A 16,319-nucleotide genomic window follows, 5' to 3' on the forward strand; every position below is an offset into this window, starting at 1 on the left:
CCATGAGTGTCAGCACGCCCGAGAAGGCCACCACCACGGCCGCAACCGTCGAATTCCGGTCGCTGCGACGGGAGTTCGGCGCCACCGTCGCCCTCGACGGACTTGATCTGACCGTCCGCCCCGGGGAGTTCCTGGCCCTGCTGGGCCCGTCCGGCTGTGGCAAGACCACCGCGCTGCGCATGCTCGCCGGGTTCGAACACCCCGACTCCGGCGCGGTGCTGGTGGACGGCGAGGACGTCACCCACGTCCCGGCGCACCGCCGTGACGCCGGGATGGTCTTCCAGTCGTACAGCCTCTTCCCGCATCTGAACGCCGTCGACAACGTGGCGTTCGGGCTGCGCATGCGCAAGGTCCGTACGGCCGAACGGCAGGCCAGGGCATCCGAGTTGCTGGAGCTGGTCGGACTCGCCGACAAGGGGGAGCGGTTCCCGCACCAGCTCTCCGGCGGCCAGCAGCAGCGCATCGCGCTCGCCCGCGCCCTCGCCCTGCGGCCCCGGGTGCTCCTCCTCGACGAGCCGCTGTCGGCCCTCGACGCCAAGGTCCGGCTGACGCTGCGCGAGGAGATCCGCCGGCTCCAGCAGGAACTCGGCATCACCACCCTGTTCGTGACGCACGACCAGGAGGAGGCGCTGTCCGTCGCCGACCGGGTCGCCGTGATGCGCGCCGGGCGGCTCGAACAGTGCGCCGAGCCCGCCGAGCTGTACGGCCGTCCGGCCACCGCCTTCGTCGCCGAGTTCGTCGGCACGATGAGCCGGATCCCGGGCACGGTGAAGGACGACCGGGTCGAGGTGCTCGGGCAGCGGCTGCCGGTCGACGGGCCGGTGCCGGGTGCGAGCGAGGTCGACGTGCTGGTGCGGCCCGAGGCGGTCCGGGTGCGCGCGGACGGCACCGGTACGGCCACCGTCGTCGCCACCGCCTTCCTGGGTGCGGTCGTCCGGGTCACCGTACGGCTCGCCGACGGCACCGAGGCCAAGGCCGATCTGCCCGCCCATGAGGCCGCCGGGCTCGGCGCCGGAGCCGCTGTGAGCGTGTCGCTGCCCGAGCGGCCGGTGCTCGTGGCGGACCGTGCGCAGGGGTGAGGAGCCCCCGCCGGAGGACCACAGCCATTCGTCCAGAAGTCTCGTCCAGAAGTCCAGAAGTCCAGAAGTAAGGAATGACAACAACGTGACCCCCCACCCCCGACTCCCGCTCCAAGCCGTCCTGTTCGACATGGACGGAACGCTCGTCGACACCGAGCGACTGTGGTGGGAGGCGGTGGAACGCGTTGCCGGGCGGACGCTCGGCGAGGCCGACGAGCCCGATGTGCTGGGCCGGCCGGTCGAGCACACCGCCCAGTGGCTGGCCGACAGCACCGGCAGGTCCGGCGCCGACCTCGCGGCCGAGTTGCACCGGGAGTTCGCGGACCGCGTCCGCACCGGCATCGTGCCCCGCCCGGGCGCCCTCGACCTGCTGGACGCGCTGGCCGCGGCCGACGTTCCCACCGCCCTGGTCACCGCGTCCCCACGCGCGGTCGCCGACCTCGTGCTCGACGCGCTCGGCCCCGGCCGGTTCGCCGTATCCGTCACCGCCGACGACACCGGCCGCACCAAGCCCGCCCCCGACCCCTACCTCGCCGCCTGCCGCGCCCTCGCTGTCGACCCGGCGGCCTGTGTCGCCGTCGAGGACACCGAGACCGGGGTCGCCTCCGCGGAGGCCGCCGGCTGCGCGGTCCTCGCCGTACCCTCGCTCGCGCCGATCGGCGGCGCACCGGGCCGGACCGTCCGGGACACCCTCGTCGGGGTCACCCCCAAGGAGCTGAGCGACATGGCCGTACCGGAACTGCGGGTCATGTCCTGGAACCTGTGGCTCGGCGGCAGCCGCATCGACGACCACCGCGCCAAGCAGGTCAAGGCCGTCCTCGACACCGGCGCGGACGTCGTCGGCCTCCAGGAGACCGCCGGCACCTCGGCCCGGGAACTCGCCGAGGCCCTCGGCTGGCACCACCACTCCGCCGGGGAGAACCTCGGGATCGTCAGCCGCTATCCCATCACCGCCCGCCTCGGCGACCCGGAGGTCGGTTTCTACGGAGCCGCCGGGGTGCGGATCGCCGTACGTCCCGGACGCGAGGTCGACATCTGGACCGCGCATCTGCACTACACGCCGTACGGGCCCTACGAGTTCCACTTCGACGGGCTCGGGGCGGCCGAGCTGATCGCCCACGAGGAGGTGCGTCTCGGGCAGTTGCGGGAGGCGCTGCGGTGGATCGGGGACGGCGCGGTGCCCGTGGTGCTCGTGGGGGACTTCAACTGCCCCTCCCACCTGGACTGGACGGACGTCGAGTGGCCGGTGACCAAGGCCGCAGAGGAGGCGGGGTTCCGCGACTCCTACCGGGAGGTCCATCCGGATCCGGTCGCCGCGCCGGGGCACACGTGGTCGCCGATCCACCCCGTGCAGGAGGACGGCAGCGGGCTGCCCGAGCCGCAGGACCGGATCGACTACGTGCTGCACAGGGGGCTGCGCGTGCTCGACTCCCGGACCTACGTCAGCGGCACCCCGACGCCCTGGCCCGAGGTGGCGGGCAACGACTGGCCCTCCGACCACGCGGCCGTCGTCAGCACGTTCACAGTCGAGCCTTAACTCGGTGTTACCCGGGGCAACCATTGCGGTCACGGGGGCCATCCCGTAGGTTGTGCCGGGCTCCTTACTCGCTGGTAACACCGGTAGGCATCCATGCGCTCGCCCGTCGGCCGACCCGCCACAGTCCGCGCGCGGATCGTGGCGCTCGCCCTCGCCCCGGCCGTCGCACTGACAGCCCTGTGGAGCTTCGCCATGGTCTCGGTCACCGCCGAACTACGCGCGCTGATCAGGCTCCAGGGGGTGTACGACGACTTCGGCACCCCCGTCGACACCGCCGTCGGGCAGATCCAGATCGAACGGCGGCTGTCGGCGGCCTACCTGGGCTCACGGCTCGACACGGCGACCGCCGCCGACCTGCTCGGACAGCAGCGGCGCACCGACCGGGCGGTGGACGCCATGCGGGACGCGATCCAGGGCGGTGACCGCGGCCGACTCAGCGAGCGGCAGCGCGAGGCCCTCGACGCGATGGTGACCGCCACCGGCAGGCTGGAGAGACTGCGCGAGCGGGTGCTGTCCCGGAAGATCTCCTGGGACAGCGCCGTCAGCGACTACAGCGCGCTCGTGGAGCCCGGCTTCAACGTCGAGTCCACCCTCACCGCACTCCAGGCCGGACAACTGGCCCGGGAGGCCCAGGTGGTGATCGAGCTGGTGCGGGTACGGGAGTTCGTCTCCCGCGAGGACGCACTGGTCGCGGGCGCACGCGCCGCCGGGCGGCTCACCGACGGGCAGTACGCCGGCCTCACCGAGACCATCGAGGACCGGCGCGTCTTCGAACGGACCTATGTTTCCGACCTGCCGTCGGACTCACGGGCGCTGTTCGAGGAGTTCCAGCGCGGCGGACTGCACCGCTCGCTGGTGCGCGGCGAGGACGCGTTGCTGCGGGCGGGTGCGGACCGGGCCGGCGCCGCCGTCGCGGCGGACACCTGGCGTTCCACCATGGACCGGGCCGTCAAGCAGTACATGCTGCTGTGCACCAAGTCGGCGGAGAACTCCGCCGCGCGCGGCCGGGCCTTCGCCTATCGGGAGCTGACCAAGGCGGCCGTCGTCGGTGTGGTCGGGCTGGCGGCGGTGGCGCTCTCGCTGTGGTTCGCGGTGCGCGGGGCGCGCCGCATCTCGCGCCGGCTGGAAACCCTGCGGGACGCCGCCGATCTGCTCACCGCACACCAACTGCCCGCCCTGATGGACCGGTTGAGCACCGGCGAGGACGTGGACGCGGTCACCGAGGCACCGCCGCTGGCCGCTCGGGAGGCCGGGGACGACGAGATCGGGGACGTCGGCCGGTCGTTCAACAGGGCGCGGCTGGCCGCGGTCGAGGCGGCGGTGAAGCAGGCCACGCTGCGCAGGGGCCTGTTCGCGGTCCTCCTCAACATCGCGCGCCGCAACCAGGCCCTCGTCCACCGGCAGCTGAAACTCGTCGACACCCTGGAGCGGCGCACCGACGACCCGGCCGTCCTGGGCGAGCTGTTCCGCATCGACCATCTGACCACCCGGATGCGCCGGCACGCGGAGAGCCTGATCATCCTCTCCGGCGCGACCCCCGGGCGGCGCTGGCGGCGGCCCGTGCCCGTCGCCGACGTGGTGGCCTCGGCGGTCGGCGAGATCGAGGACTACACACGGGTCGTGGTGCCGCCGATGCCCGAGGTCGGGGTTGCCGCGGACGCCGTCGCCGACGTCGTGCACCTGCTCGCCGAGCTGCTGGAGAACGCCACGGTGTTCTCGCCGCCGCACACCCAGGTCACGCTGCGCACCGGCCGGGTCGGCCAGGGCTTCACCCTGGAGATCGACGACCGGGGCCTCGGCCTCGACGCCGAGCAGCTCGCCGGGGCCCACCGCACCCTCACCGACCCCGAGGCCTTCGACCCGACCCGCCACGACCGCCTCGGCCTCTACGTGGTGGGCCGCCTGGCCGCCCGGCACGGCATCGAGGTGACCCTGCGCGAGTCGCCGTACGGGGGCACCACCGCGGTCGTGCTGCTGCCGCGGGCGGTGCTGGCGGAGGTGTCGGAGGAGGGGGAGCGGCGAGCGCCGTCGGCGTCGGCGTCGGCCGAGGGACGCCGGCCCGTCGCGGCGGGCGGCGCGCTGCCGGCGCGGGGTGGTGCCGCGCTCCTCGCGGAGGACACGCGGCCGGGCGGGCCGGACACGGGAGCGGAGACGGGCGCCCGGTCGGGCGGCACTGCGGAATCCGGTCACGACGTGTCCCGCGCGCCCGTCGCCCCCGCGCTGCCCACCCGGCGGCGCCAGGCCTCCCTCGCCCCCGAACTGCGCACCGAGCCGGCGCCCAGGGAAGCACGTGACCTGGACGCCGAGGAGATGAGGGCGGTCTTCGGAGCGTTCCAGCGGGGCCTGGAACGGGGGCGCAAGGGACTACTCGACACGGACGAGCCGCCCCACACCGAGGAAAGGACGCCCTCCGCCGATGACCAGTGACAACCGCCCCGCCCCGAACCCCGGCCCCGGCCCTGACGCGGATGCCGGCCGCAGTGCTGGTCCCGGCCCTGCTGCGGATGCCGGCCGCGGTGCTGGTCCTGCCCCCGACGTGGATGCCGGCCCGAGTGCCGGTCCCGGCTCCGGCCGCGCCCCCGTCGGGCCGGGGCCCGGCGTCCGGCCCGGCAGTGACCTCGGGTGGCTTCTCGACGATCTCGTTGCCCGGACCGACCACGTCCGGCAGGCCGTGCTGCTCACCGCGGACGGGCTTCCGCTCAGCCACTCCGACGGCATGCGGCGACGGGACATCGAGCATCTCGCGGCCGTCTGCTCCGGCTTCCACGGCCTGGCCCGTTCGGCGGGGGACCGGTTCGGCGCCGGAGAGGTGCGGCAGACCATGGTGATGCTCGACGACGCCTATCTCTTCGTGACCCCGGCCGGGCACGGCAGCCGGCTCGCCGTCCTCAGCGACGTCCGCACCGACGTCGGCCAGCTGGCCCACGAGATGGCCCTGCTCGTCCGCCGGCTCGGCCGCCACCTGGACGCGGCCGCCCGCTCGACCCCCTGACCCTCCGGTGAGCGACGAGCACTGGTACGAGGACGAGACCGGCTCGCTGGTCCGTCCCTACACCGTGACCCGGGGCCGTACCGAGCCGTCCGGACGGCACGTCATCGACCTGATGTCCCAGGTCACGGCGGTGGACGCGGATCCGGCCGACCCGGAGGTCGACCATGCCCGCGTCGCCCTGCTCGCCCTGGTGCGGCGCGGTGCCCGGCCGGTCGTCGAACTCGCCGCGGACGCCGATCTGCCGCTCACCGTCGTACGCGTCCTGCTCGGCGACCTCGCCGAGGCCGGCCTGGTCCGGATCGACCAGCCGCGCCGGGTGGAACCGGCCGGCCCGGCCGCCGATCCCGCACTGCTGAAGGAGATCGTCGAGCGGCTGAGGGAGCTGTAGGGACAACACCGACGCAACGAATCGCCGCTGGACGCCTGTATCACGCAACGAACCGCTCGGCCACGCGCAACGGCTCCTCCTTGTCCGGCCCGGCCTGCCGACTTACCGTCTACATGGCCCCCAGAACCCTCCGTACCCGGCGAGGACCCGTATGCGCACCGCCCTGCTCCAGAGCTCCGGCCGCCCAGGCTCGACCGTCGAGAACCTCAAGGTGCTCGACGAGGCCGCCGGCCGGGCCGCCGCCGCGGGCGCCGCGCTGCTCGTCGCACCGGAGATGTTCCTGACCGGCTACGCCATCGGCGACGACATCGCCCGTCTCGCCGAGCCCGCCGACGGCGACTGCGCGGACGCGGTCGCCGAGCTGGCCCACCGGCACGGCCTGGCGATCGCCTACGGCTACCCGGAGCGCGCCGGTGACGCCGTCCACAACTCCGCCCAGCTGATCTCCGCCGACGGAACCCGGCTCGCGAACTACCGCAAGACCCACCTCTTCGGCGGCTTCGAGCGCGACCACTTCACCCCGGGTGAGCAGCCGGTCGTCCAGGCCGAGCTGAACGGCCTCACCGTCGGGATCATGATCTGCTACGACGTGGAGTTCCCGGAGCCCGTGCGCGCCCACGCCCTGGCCGGCACCGACCTGCTGCTCGTCCCGACGGCGAACATGCACCCGTTCCAGCTGGTGGCCGAGTCCCTGGTCCCGGTGCGGGCCTGGGAGAACCAGATGTACGTGGCGTACGTCAACCGGGTCGGCCAGGAGGGCGAGTTCGACTTCTTCGGCCTGTCCGCCCTCGCCGGCCCCGACGGCGTGGCTCGCGCCCGGGCCGGACGCGGCGAGGAACTCGTCCTCGCCGACCTCGACCCCGCCCTGCTCGCCGCCTCCCGCGAGGCGAACCCCTATCTGAAGGACCGCCGCCCCGGCCTCTACGGGTCCCTGGTCTGACCCCCCTCCCGCTTCCCCGCTTCCCCCGCTTCCCCCGCTTCCTTTTCGCACGTCGCAAGCCGCAAGGAGTCCGTACCCCATGACGTCCACCGTGCCCAACGCCGTCGAGCACGCAGACGAGCAGCAGCCGCCGATCACCATGTTCGGCCCGGACTTCCCGTACGCGTACGACGACTTCCTCGCCCACCCGGCGGGCCTCGGCCAGATACCGGCGACCGAGCACGGCACCGAGGTCGCGGTGATCGGCGGCGGACTGTCCGGCATCGTGGCCGCGTACGAGCTGATGAAGATGGGCCTGAAGCCGGTCGTGTACGAGGCCGACCGGATCGGCGGACGGCTGCGGACCGTCGGCTTCGAGGGCTGCGACCCGTCGCTGAGCGCCGAGATGGGCGCGATGCGCTTCCCGCCCTCCTCCACCGCCCTCCAGCACTACATCGACCTGGTGGGCCTTGAGACCCGGCCCTTCCCCAACCCCCTCGCGGAGGCGACCCCTTCGACCGTCGTCGACCTCAAGGGCGAGTCGCACTACGCCGAGACGGCCGACGACCTGCCGCAGGTCTACCGTGACGTCGCCGACGCCTGGAACAAGTGCCTCGACGAAGGCGCCGACTTCTCCGACATGAACCGCGCCATGCGCGAGCGGGACGTGCCGCGCATCCGCGAGATCTGGTCCCGGCTCGTGGAGAAGCTCGACAACCAGACCTTCTACGGCTTCCTCTGCGACTCCGAGGCCTTCAAATCCTTCCGGCACCGCGAGATCTTCGGCCAGGTCGGCTTCGGGACGGGTGGCTGGGACACGGACTTCCCGAACTCGATCCTGGAAATCCTGCGCGTCGTCTACACCGAGGCCGACGACCACCACCGCGGCATCGTCGGCGGCAGCCAGCAGCTCCCGCTGCGACTCTGGGAGCGCGAGCCGGAGAAGACCGTGCACTGGGCGTACGGGACCTCGCTCGCGAAACTGCACGAGAACGGCGAGCCCCGCCCCGCAGTGACCCGGCTGCACCGCACCACCGGCAACCGGATCACGGTGACGGACGCCAACGGAGACATCCGCACGTACAAGGCGGCGATCTTCACCGCCCAGTCCTGGATGCTGCTCTCGAAGATCGCCTGCGACGACTCGCTCTTCCCGATCGACCACTGGACCGCGATCGAGCGCACCCACTACATGGAGTCCTCCAAGCTGTTCGTCCCGGTCGACCGGCCCTTCTGGCTCGACAAGGACGAGGACACAGGCCGGGACGTCATGTCGATGACGCTCACCGACCGGATGACCCGCGGCACCTACCTCCTCGACGACGGCCCGGACAGGCCCGCCGTCATCTGCCTCTCCTACACCTGGTGCGACGACAGCCTGAAATGGCTGCCGCTGTCCGCGAACGAGCGGATGGAGGTGATGCTGAAGTCGCTCGGCGAGATCTATCCGAAGGTCGACATCAGGAAGCACATCATCGGCAACCCGGTGACGGTCTCCTGGGAGAACGAGCCCTACTTCATGGGCGCGTTCAAGGCCAACCTGCCCGGCCACTACCGCTACCAGCGGCGCCTGTTCACGCACTTCGTGCAGGACCGGCTGCCCGCGGACAAGCGGGGCATCTTCCTCGCCGGCGACGACATCTCCTGGACGGCGGGCTGGGCCGAGGGCGCCGTCCAGACCGCGCTGAACGCGGTCTGGGGCGTCATGCACCACTTCGGCGGCACGACCGACCCGGCCAACCCGGGCCCCGGTGACGTCTACGACGAGATCGCGCCGGTCGAACTCCCGGAGGACTAGACCCCGCCCGCCCGCGCCTTCTCGTACGCCTCGGTCGCGACGTCCTTGAGTTCCTGGGCGTCGCGCGGGGTGGACTGGAGGGCGAGGAGGATCTCGTCCAGGCCGACCGCGGCGTAGTCCGGACCGGTTCTGTGCGCCCGCGCTCGGCCGCCACGTCCTGCACCTGCCGCCACTGGGCGGCGAGCTGCTCGGCGCCCATGGCCACCGGCAGCCGGCCGTCCGCGTGGCCGGCCGGCGCGGCACCGGGTCGGACCCACACCGCCCGGAACACCTCGGTGATCTCGTTGAGGACCTTGCCGCGCTCCACGAACGTCCGGACACCGCAGGCCACGTACTCGGGCCGGGGGACCAGCCCGTGCCCAGGCCCGCCACCACCCGGCCGGCGCTCGCGGTGTCCAGCGAGGCCAGGGCCTTGGCCAGTTGCAAGGGGATGTGCAGCGGCGCCACCAGGACACTGCTGCCCAGCCGGGCCCGCTCGGTGGCCGCCACGGCGAGAGTCAGCGTGACCAACGGGTCGGCCACGTTCCCCTGGTGGTCGGGCCAGGGCACCCCGCCCGTGTCGTACAGTCCCTGGGTCGCGGGCTCCGGGAACAGCGCGCGCGGATCAAGCCACCTCAGTCGGGCAGCGGTGTGAGCAGCATCCGGCCCGCCAGGCCCACCGCCGCGTCCAGCCGCTCGGTGAACTCCTCGACCAGGTCCTCGAACCGGCGCAGTGCCCACAGTGCCCGCGCCGCCGACCAGGTCGCGTCCCGCGCCCGCTCCAGGCTCCAGGAACCGAGCAGATGGGTCAGCGGATCGGCGATCTGGAGCAGGTCGGGCCCCGGCATCAGATCTTCGCGGATGCGTTCCTCCAGCGAGACGAGGAGCTCGCCCACCCGGTCGAACTCGTCCTCAAGGTCGGCCGGTTCGCAGCCGAGGGTACGACAGCTGTCCACCACGGCCAGCGCCAGGTCGTGCCCGATGTGCGCGTTGATGCCCGCGAGTGCGAACTGCAGCGGTCGTACACCGGGGTGGCGGCGGAACTGGAACAGCGGCCGCCAGCAGGCCGGCGGACGGCGGTCGTCGGCGGCCGCGTCCACGGCGGCCAGATACCGCTCCGCGAACCGCACGTCCAGCGTCGCGGCGGCTCTGGGATCCCCGAACCGCCCCGCGTCCAGACGCCGTTCGACCTCCTCCGTGACGGAGAGGTAGACACGGTTGAAGACCGCGACACCGTCCCGCTCGGGGAGGGCCGCGTCCAGGGCGCGCATCCGGGAGACGACGGTGTCGACCGGAGCGGTGAGGTGTTCCGACTGCGCCATGGGGGAAGGGTCCCAGCCCCGGGCCGGCGGGCGTGCCGACGGGCCCGGCGCTTCCCCGGAACGGGGGAACGGACCCGGGGTGCGCTGCCCGGGGAGTCCGACGGCTGCAAGGGCACCGCCGGGACCTTCACCCCGTCCTATGCTGCCTACGACTTGGCCTCGTCGTAGGAACTGGTGCCCTCGTCGAAGAGGGGTTCCTGCCGCTTGAGGTGGGCGGGGGCGAAGGCGCGCAGGGCGTGGTAGCCGGTGATGACGACCAGCGTGCCGAGGGCGATACCGCTCAGCGAGAAGGTGTCGGTGAACTTCATGGTGACGTTGCCGACGCCGATGATGATGCCCGCGGCCGCCGGGACCAGGTTCAGCGGGTTGCGCAGATCGACCTTGGCGTGCAGCCAGATCTGGGCGCCGAGCAGGCCGATCATGCCGTACAGGATGACGGTGATGCCACCGAGGACCCCGCCCGGGATCGCGGCCACGACCGCTCCGAACTTGGGACAGACGCCGAAGAGCAGCGCGAAGCAGGCGGCGGCCCAGTAGGCGGCGGTGGAGTAGACACGGGTCGCGGCCATCACGCCGATGTTCTCGGAGTAGGTGGTGTTGGGCGGGCCGCCCACGGCGGTGGAGAGCATGGAAGCGACGCCGTCGGCCGAGATCGCCGTGCCCAGCTTGTCGTCGAGCGGGTCGCCGGTCATCTCGCCGACTGCCTTGACGTGTCCGGCGTTCTCCGCGACCAGGGCGATCACGACCGGGAGGGCGACGAGGATCGCCGACCACTGGAAGGACGGTCCGTGGAAGGACGGCAGCCCGATCCAGTCCGCCTTGCCGACGCCGGAGAGGTCCAGCCGCCAGTGGTCGGTGACCCTGCCGCTCGGACTCATGGAGTGGATCTTGCCGAAGATGCGGTCGAGGGCCCAGGAGAGGACGTACCCGAAGACCAGGCCCAGGAAGATCGCGATACGTGACCAGAAACCACGCAGACAGACGACGGCCATACCGGTGAAGGCCATCACCAGCAGGGCGGTCCACTGGTCCTGCGGCCAGTAGGTGGAGGCGGTCACCGGGGCCAGGTTGAAGCCGATCAGCATCACGACCGCGCCGGTGACGATCGGCGGCATCGCGGTGTGGATGATCCGGGCGCCGAAGCGCTGGACGGCCAGGCCGATCAGGAAGAGCACGACGCCGACCACGAAGACCGCGCCGGTCACGGTGGCGCTGGTGCCGCCCTGCGCGCGGATCACGGCCGCGACCCCGACGAAGGACAGGGAACAGCCCAGATAGCTGGGGACCCGGCCGCGGGTCGCGAGCAGGAAGATCACGGTCGCGACGCCGGACATCATGATCGCGAGGTTGGGGTCCAGGCCCATCAGTACCGGGGCGACGAAGGACGCACCGAACATCGCGACCACGTGCTGGGCGCCGAGCCCGACCGTGCGGGGCCAGGAGAGCCGTTCGTCGGGGCGTACCACCGCTCCGGGCGCGGGCGTGCGCCCGTCGCCGTGCAGTTTCCAGCGCACGCCGAGATCCATGGTGGGGGTTCGCTTTCTTCGAAGTGCTGTGAAGACGGCTTCGTACATGAAGGCGTTCCGAACCATTGTCATGGCTACCTGGCGGTCCTACGCTCACACGGTCCTACTCGTGAACGATGTTCACGTATATGATTCACCTGCTTCATGCTGATCGGAGTGCTCGATGAGTGGAAGATCCCGCACGGCCGTCGTCCTGACGGCGCTGGCGGCCATGGGGGCCGTCCTCGTCCCCTCCGCCCATGCGACCGCGAGGGCCCCGAAAGCTCCCGACACCGCCGTTGTGGACGGCACCCGGCTCCAGCGGACCAAGGCCGACCTCGATCGCGGCAACCCCCGACTCCGCCGCGCCCTCAAGGACCTGACCAGCCGCGCCGACGCCTGGCTGGACCAGGGCCCCTGGACGGTCGTCGACAAACCGAAGCCCGCCCCCGGCGGTGGCGTCCACGACTACCTGAGCCAGGCCCCCTACTGGTGGCCCACCACCACACCCACCGCCGACAACCCCTGGGGCTGCCCCTACGTCCAGCGCGACGGCCAGCGCAACCCCGAGGTCGACAGCGGCACCGACCGCCAGGACGTGGAGAAGGTCTTCGACTCGACGTACGACCTCTCCCTGGCCTGGTACTACACGGGTAACCGGGAGTACGCCGAGAAGGCCGGACAGGTCCTGCGCACCTGGTTCCTCGACCCGGCGACCCGGATGAACCCGAACCTGAACCATGCCCAGTTCATCCCCTGCAAGTACGACGGCCGGGCCATCGGCGTCATCGACTTCTCCCAGTCGTACACGAGCGTGGTCGACGCTCTCGCCATCCTCGCCACCGGGGCACCCGGCTGGAGCGCCAAGGACCGTGCCGGGATGCTCAGTTGGAACACGGACTTCCGTGACTGGCTGAAGAACAGCGACTTCGGCAAGGAGGAGGGCGCCGCGGCCAACAACCACGGCACCTTCTACGACATGCAGCTCGCCGCCCTCGCCTACGCGACCGGCGACAGGGCGCTGGCCAGGAAGACCGTGCTGGACGCGCGGGCCAAGCGGATCGACCCGCAGATCGCGGCCGACGGAAGCCAGCCGCAGGAGCTGACCCGGACCAGGAGCTGGCACTACTCGACCTTCGACCTGGTCGCCTACACCCGGCTCGCGGCCATCGGCCGGCATGTCGGGGTGAACCTCTGGACCTACCGGGGACCGCACGGGCAGAGCCTGTTCAAGGCCGTGGGCTATCTGCTGCCCGCCGCGACCGGGGCCACCGCCTGGCCGTACCCGGAGCTGGAATTCCACCGCTACGCGGCGGCCGACGTCGTGCACGCGGCGGCCGACGCCGGCGACAAGGCGGCCCAGCGGGCGGTTCGACAGCTGGAGGCGCCGCCCGGCGGTGACCTCTGGGCGCTGCGGCCGGCCGCCGAGCAACTGGACTCGATCGCGGGTTGAGACCCGGGGGCTCCTGGCCGGGCATGCTGAGCGCCCGCTTAGACTGAAGGTCAGCGACATGTCAGCAACACTCAGGAGCCCCACCCCGTGACCGCCGAAGCCTCGATCGCCCCCGCCCTGTCCTACGGCCGGCTGATCCCCGTCACCGTCCACTTCGACGACCTGGACGCGCTCGGGCTGCTCCACAACGCCCGCTACCCGGTGATGGTGGAGCGGGCCTGGGCCGAGCTCTGGCAGGCGCACGGCTTCGCCTTCGAGGGCGACTGGGCCGCGGCCGAGGACGCCTGCAACGCGGTCAGGGAACTCCGGATCAGCTACGAGGCGCCGGTCTCCCGGCCGGGCACCTACGCCGTCCATCTCTGGCTGGAACGGCTCGGCAACACCGGCCTGACCTACGGCTTCCGGTTCTGCTCGGCGGACGGGGCGACCACCTACGCGCACGGCACCCGGGTCCTGGTCCGGCTGGACGCCGCCAGCCTGCGCCCCGCCCCCTGGAGCGAGCGCTTCAGGACCGCGGGTCGGGAACTGCTGCGGCCAGCGAGCTGACCTCCGCCCGCACCCCCCGTTCCCCGGCGCGCAACACGCCCGCGAACACCACCAGGCCGCAGGTCAGCGCCGTGACCACACCGAACGACACCACCAGGCTGGTCGCCTGGGCCACCCCGCCGATCAGGCCGGGTGCGATCAACCCCGAGGTGTAGGTGATCGTCGCCACGCCGGCGATGGCCTGACTCGGGTTAGGCCCGGCGTGCCCGGCCGCCGCGAAGCACAGCGGTACGACAACGGCGATGCCGAGGCCCATCAGCGCGAACCCGGTCATCGCCACCGCCGGATGCCCGGCGAGGACGATCAGCAGACCGCCGAGCGCGGCCAGCACACCCCCGGCGCGCACGGTACGCACCGTGCCGAAGCGGTTCACCACCGCGTCCCCGCTGATCCGGGCGACCGCCATGGTCAGCATGAACCCCGTGGTGGTGGCCGCCGCGAGCGCCGCCGAACTGTCCATCCGGTCCCGCAGGAACACCGCCGACCAGTCCAGGCTCGCCCCCTCCGCGAACACCGCGCAGAAGCCGACAGCGCCGATCAGCAGCGCCGACCGGGGCGGCAGCGCGAACCGCGGCGGCGGCTCCTCGTCCTCGGCGGGCCGCACGTCCAGCACCCAGCCGGCCGCCAGGACGCCGAGCACGGTGAGGGTGGCGGCGGCCAGCGTGAAGTGCAGCCGGGCGTCCGAGCCGAGGTGTGCGGCGAGGGTGCCCGCCGCCGAGCCGAGCAGGGCGCCCGCGCTCCACATGCCGTGCAGCCCCGACATGATCGACCTGCCTTGCAGCCGCTCGACCTCCACGCCGAGCGCGTTCATCGCGACGTCGGCCATGCCCGCGCTCGCGCCGTACACGAACATCGCCAGGCAGAGTGTGTACAGGTTCGGCGCGAGGGACGGCAGGACCAGGGACAGCGTCCACATCGCGATCAGTGCGCGCAGTGCGGTGCGGCTGCCGAAGCGGTGGCTGATCCGGCCCGCCAGCGGCATCGAGCACGAGGCGCCGAACGCGGTGAAGGCGAGCGCGAAGCCGAGCTGGCCCGCGCTCAGCCCGGCATGATCCTGGATCCAGGGCACCCGCGTCGCGAACGAGCCGGTGACGGCACCGTGCACGGTGAACACGGCCGCGACGGCGTACCGCGCGCGCTTCACCTCGTGCCGCTCGTAACCCACGTCTTTCATGGTCCTGCCCCTCCCCGGGTGGGTGCCGCCCCGCTGTCGGGCGTAAACTATCAGGTAGCCTGCCTGATAGATAGGGAGTGATGTGGCCGTCCTGGGCCGCGTCGATCTGGGAGGATGCCCGCCATGCCCGCATCACCGAGCACCGCCCGGGCCATCAACGACCGGCTCGCCCTGACCCTGCTTCAGCAGGAAGGTCCGCTGACGGCAGGGCAGTTGAAACAGCTGACCGGGCTGTCCCGGCCGACCGTGGCCGACCTCGTCGAACGGCTCAGCGAGTCCGGCCTGATCACGGTGGTCGGCGAAGCCGGCGAACAGCGCCGGGGACCGAACGCCCGGCTGTACGGCATCGTCGCCGACCGAGCCTGTCTGGCTGCCCTCGACGTACGCACCGAGGGCGTCTCGGTGCTGGTGTCCGACCTGGTGGGGCGGGTGCTGGCCGAAGGGGCGGTGCCGGTCGGCCCGGAGGCGGGGGAGGCGGCGGCCGTCGAGCAGGCGGTGGAGCTGGTGGAGCGGGCGACCAAGGAGGCGGGGGCCTGCGGCGGCGGGCGGTTGCACACCGTCGGCATCGGGGCGCCCGGGCTGATCGACCCGGCGAGCGGTGAACTCCGCGACTCGGCGGGCCTGCCGGCCTGGCACCGCCGGCTGGTCGCCGCCCTCCAGGAGCGGTTCCCCAAGGCCCGGGTCAGCGTCGAGAACGAGACCAACCTGGCCGCCCTCGCCGAACAGCAGGAGGGTGTCGCCCGCTGCCGCGACACCTTCGTACTGCTCTGGCTGGGGCACAGCTGCGGCGCCGCCGTAGTCCTGGACGGCAGCCTGCGCCGGGGCGCCTCCGGTGGCACGGGCGAGATCGGCTTCCTGCCGGTCCCGGGCACGCGCGCACTGCCGTCGGCGACGGACTGCGCGGGTGGATACCACTCCCTGGTGGGGGCGGCCGCGATCGCGGAACTGGCCGAGGAGCACGGGCTGGGACCGGCGGCCTCGACCGGCCCCGAGCCCGCCGCGGCATGGCTGGTCAGGGAGGCGGTACGGAACACCAGTGAAGCCGACGGTGGGTCTGTAGCGCCCCACAGGGGTGCGGAGAGCCGCGGGACGGGCCATGACGGGCCCCCGGGCGGCCGCCGGCCCCGCCCGGCACACCCCGGCCGCTTCCTCGACGCCCTCGCCGACCGAATCGCCGTCGGCGTGGCAGCCGTCGTAGCCGTCCTGGACCCCGGCTGCGTGGTCCTCGGCGGCGAGATCGGCTCGGCCGGCGGCGCGCCGCTCGCCACGCGGGTCGAGGAGCGGCTGCGCCGGATGTCCCCGCTGGCCACCGAGGTACGGGCGAGCGGCCTGGGAGGACCGGCGGTCCTTCGCGGAGCACTTCTGACGGCACGGGAGCGCGCCCAGGACGAACTGTTCGCACCGCAGAACCGCTGACCGCGCGGGTGGGCGACCCGGCGACGGGCAAGGGCCGTCGTCACCGTCGCCGGGCCCGCTCGAACCATAAATGGACTAGACCAAAGGGTCAATAGCTGTGGATCAGGTCAAGATGCCTGGTCCAAGGGCCGGTTGGGCATATGGCGGCCCGTCAGGGAAGTCCAGCGGCATGGGTTGTGAGGCAGCCCACACGCCTACCCTGTATGGACCA

The 16,319-nt window shown here is 72.2% G+C and carries 13 protein-coding genes and 1 pseudogene; 10 read left to right on the forward strand and 4 right to left on the reverse strand.

Annotated features, from left to right (window positions below; genetic code table 11):
- The first annotated feature begins 2 nt into the window (after positions 1–2).
- From ACZ7OO_RS17000 to ACZ7OO_RS17030, 7 genes are all read left to right on the forward strand, one after another.
- The gene (locus ACZ7OO_RS17000) at positions 3–1,079 is read left to right on the forward strand and encodes an ABC transporter ATP-binding protein (RefSeq protein ID WP_471505439.1); all 1,077 of its coding nucleotides are present in this window, start codon (positions 3–5) and stop codon (positions 1,077–1,079) included.
- Positions 1,080–1,164: 85 nt separating this feature from the next.
- A complete protein-coding gene (locus ACZ7OO_RS17005; RefSeq protein ID WP_471505440.1) occupies positions 1,165–2,616 on the forward strand; it encodes an HAD-IA family hydrolase in 1,452 nt (483 codons plus the stop codon).
- A 93-nt stretch (positions 2,617–2,709) separates the two neighbouring features.
- Positions 2,710–5,043, forward strand: coding sequence for a sensor histidine kinase (locus tag ACZ7OO_RS17010; RefSeq protein WP_471505442.1), 2,334 nt, complete (start codon positions 2,710–2,712; stop codon positions 5,041–5,043).
- Between the two features lie 109 nt (positions 5,044–5,152).
- A complete protein-coding gene (locus ACZ7OO_RS17015; RefSeq protein ID WP_471505565.1) occupies positions 5,153–5,608 on the forward strand; it encodes a roadblock/LC7 domain-containing protein in 456 nt (151 codons plus the stop codon).
- A 7-nt stretch (positions 5,609–5,615) separates the two neighbouring features.
- Entirely contained in the window at positions 5,616–5,996 is a 381-nt protein-coding gene (locus ACZ7OO_RS17020) for a DUF742 domain-containing protein (RefSeq protein WP_471505443.1), read from the forward strand.
- A 151-nt stretch (positions 5,997–6,147) separates the two neighbouring features.
- A complete protein-coding gene (locus ACZ7OO_RS17025) occupies positions 6,148–6,936 on the forward strand; it encodes a carbon-nitrogen hydrolase family protein (RefSeq protein ID WP_471505445.1) in 789 nt (262 codons plus the stop codon).
- Between the two features lie 79 nt (positions 6,937–7,015).
- Complete coding sequence (locus ACZ7OO_RS17030; protein ID WP_471505447.1) at positions 7,016–8,713, forward strand: flavin monoamine oxidase family protein; 1,698 nt, start codon at positions 7,016–7,018, stop codon at positions 8,711–8,713.
- Here the strand turns inward: ACZ7OO_RS17030 and ACZ7OO_RS17035 are convergent.
- The 3 genes and pseudogenes from ACZ7OO_RS17035 to ACZ7OO_RS17045 all read right to left on the reverse strand — a co-directional run.
- Positions 8,710–9,370, reverse strand: a pseudogene (locus ACZ7OO_RS17035) (LLM class flavin-dependent oxidoreductase); the annotation flags it as partial. The gene ACZ7OO_RS17030 and the pseudogene ACZ7OO_RS17035 sit on opposite strands and share 4 nt — an antisense overlap.
- Positions 9,328–10,014 (reverse strand): DUF5995 family protein, encoded by a 687-nt coding sequence (locus ACZ7OO_RS17040; RefSeq protein ID WP_471505448.1) that lies wholly within the window; start codon positions 10,012–10,014, stop codon positions 9,328–9,330. The pseudogene ACZ7OO_RS17035 and the gene ACZ7OO_RS17040, both read right to left, overlap by 43 nt.
- Before the next feature lie 146 nt (positions 10,015–10,160).
- Entirely contained in the window at positions 10,161–11,540 is a 1,380-nt protein-coding gene (locus ACZ7OO_RS17045) for a uracil-xanthine permease family protein (protein ID WP_471505450.1), read from the reverse strand.
- A gap of 163 nt (positions 11,541–11,703) precedes the next feature.
- Between ACZ7OO_RS17045 and ACZ7OO_RS17050 the strand changes: the two genes are divergently transcribed.
- Both ACZ7OO_RS17050 and ACZ7OO_RS17055 read left to right on the forward strand, forming a co-directional pair.
- Positions 11,704–12,972 carry an alginate lyase family protein gene (locus tag ACZ7OO_RS17050; protein ID WP_471505451.1) on the forward strand — a complete coding sequence of 423 codons (1,269 nt, stop codon included), beginning with the start codon at positions 11,704–11,706 and terminating at the stop codon, positions 12,970–12,972.
- 87 nt (positions 12,973–13,059) lie between these two features.
- Positions 13,060–13,518 (forward strand): acyl-CoA thioesterase, encoded by a 459-nt coding sequence (locus ACZ7OO_RS17055; RefSeq protein ID WP_471505453.1) that lies wholly within the window; start codon positions 13,060–13,062, stop codon positions 13,516–13,518.
- On the opposite strand, the gene ACZ7OO_RS17060 is transcribed toward ACZ7OO_RS17055, so the two are convergent.
- Complete coding sequence (locus ACZ7OO_RS17060) at positions 13,478–14,692, reverse strand: MFS transporter (protein WP_471505455.1); 1,215 nt, start codon at positions 14,690–14,692, stop codon at positions 13,478–13,480. The two genes, ACZ7OO_RS17055 and ACZ7OO_RS17060, sit on opposite strands and share 41 nt — an antisense overlap.
- 123 nt (positions 14,693–14,815) lie before the next feature.
- Here ACZ7OO_RS17060 and ACZ7OO_RS17065 point away from each other — a divergent pair, with 123 nt between their 5' ends.
- Positions 14,816–16,108, forward strand: coding sequence for an ROK family transcriptional regulator (locus ACZ7OO_RS17065; protein WP_471505456.1), 1,293 nt, complete (start codon positions 14,816–14,818; stop codon positions 16,106–16,108).
- Positions 16,109–16,319: the final 211 nt, after the last annotated feature.

The sequence above is a fragment of the Streptomyces sp. NPDC111744 genome (assembly GCF_055634995.1).

Coding starts and splice junctions, on each gene's coding strand:
- ACZ7OO_RS17040 (WP_471505448.1), bottom strand. CDS start 10,014: ATGGCGCAGTCGGAACACCTCACCGCTCCGGTCGACACCGTCGTCTCC.
- ACZ7OO_RS17045 (WP_471505450.1), bottom strand. CDS start 11,540: ATGGATCTCGGCGTGCGCTGGAAACTGCACGGCGACGGGCGCACGCCC.
- ACZ7OO_RS17050 (WP_471505451.1), top strand. CDS start 11,704: ATGAGTGGAAGATCCCGCACGGCCGTCGTCCTGACGGCGCTGGCGGCC.
- ACZ7OO_RS17010 (WP_471505442.1), top strand. CDS start 2,710: ATGCGCTCGCCCGTCGGCCGACCCGCCACAGTCCGCGCGCGGATCGTG.
- ACZ7OO_RS17030 (WP_471505447.1), top strand. CDS start 7,016: ATGACGTCCACCGTGCCCAACGCCGTCGAGCACGCAGACGAGCAGCAG.
- ACZ7OO_RS17065 (WP_471505456.1), top strand. CDS start 14,816: ATGCCCGCATCACCGAGCACCGCCCGGGCCATCAACGACCGGCTCGCC.
- ACZ7OO_RS17000 (WP_471505439.1), top strand. CDS start 3: ATGAGTGTCAGCACGCCCGAGAAGGCCACCACCACGGCCGCAACCGTC.
- ACZ7OO_RS17025 (WP_471505445.1), top strand. CDS start 6,148: ATGCGCACCGCCCTGCTCCAGAGCTCCGGCCGCCCAGGCTCGACCGTC.
- ACZ7OO_RS17060 (WP_471505455.1), bottom strand. CDS start 14,692: ATGAAAGACGTGGGTTACGAGCGGCACGAGGTGAAGCGCGCGCGGTAC.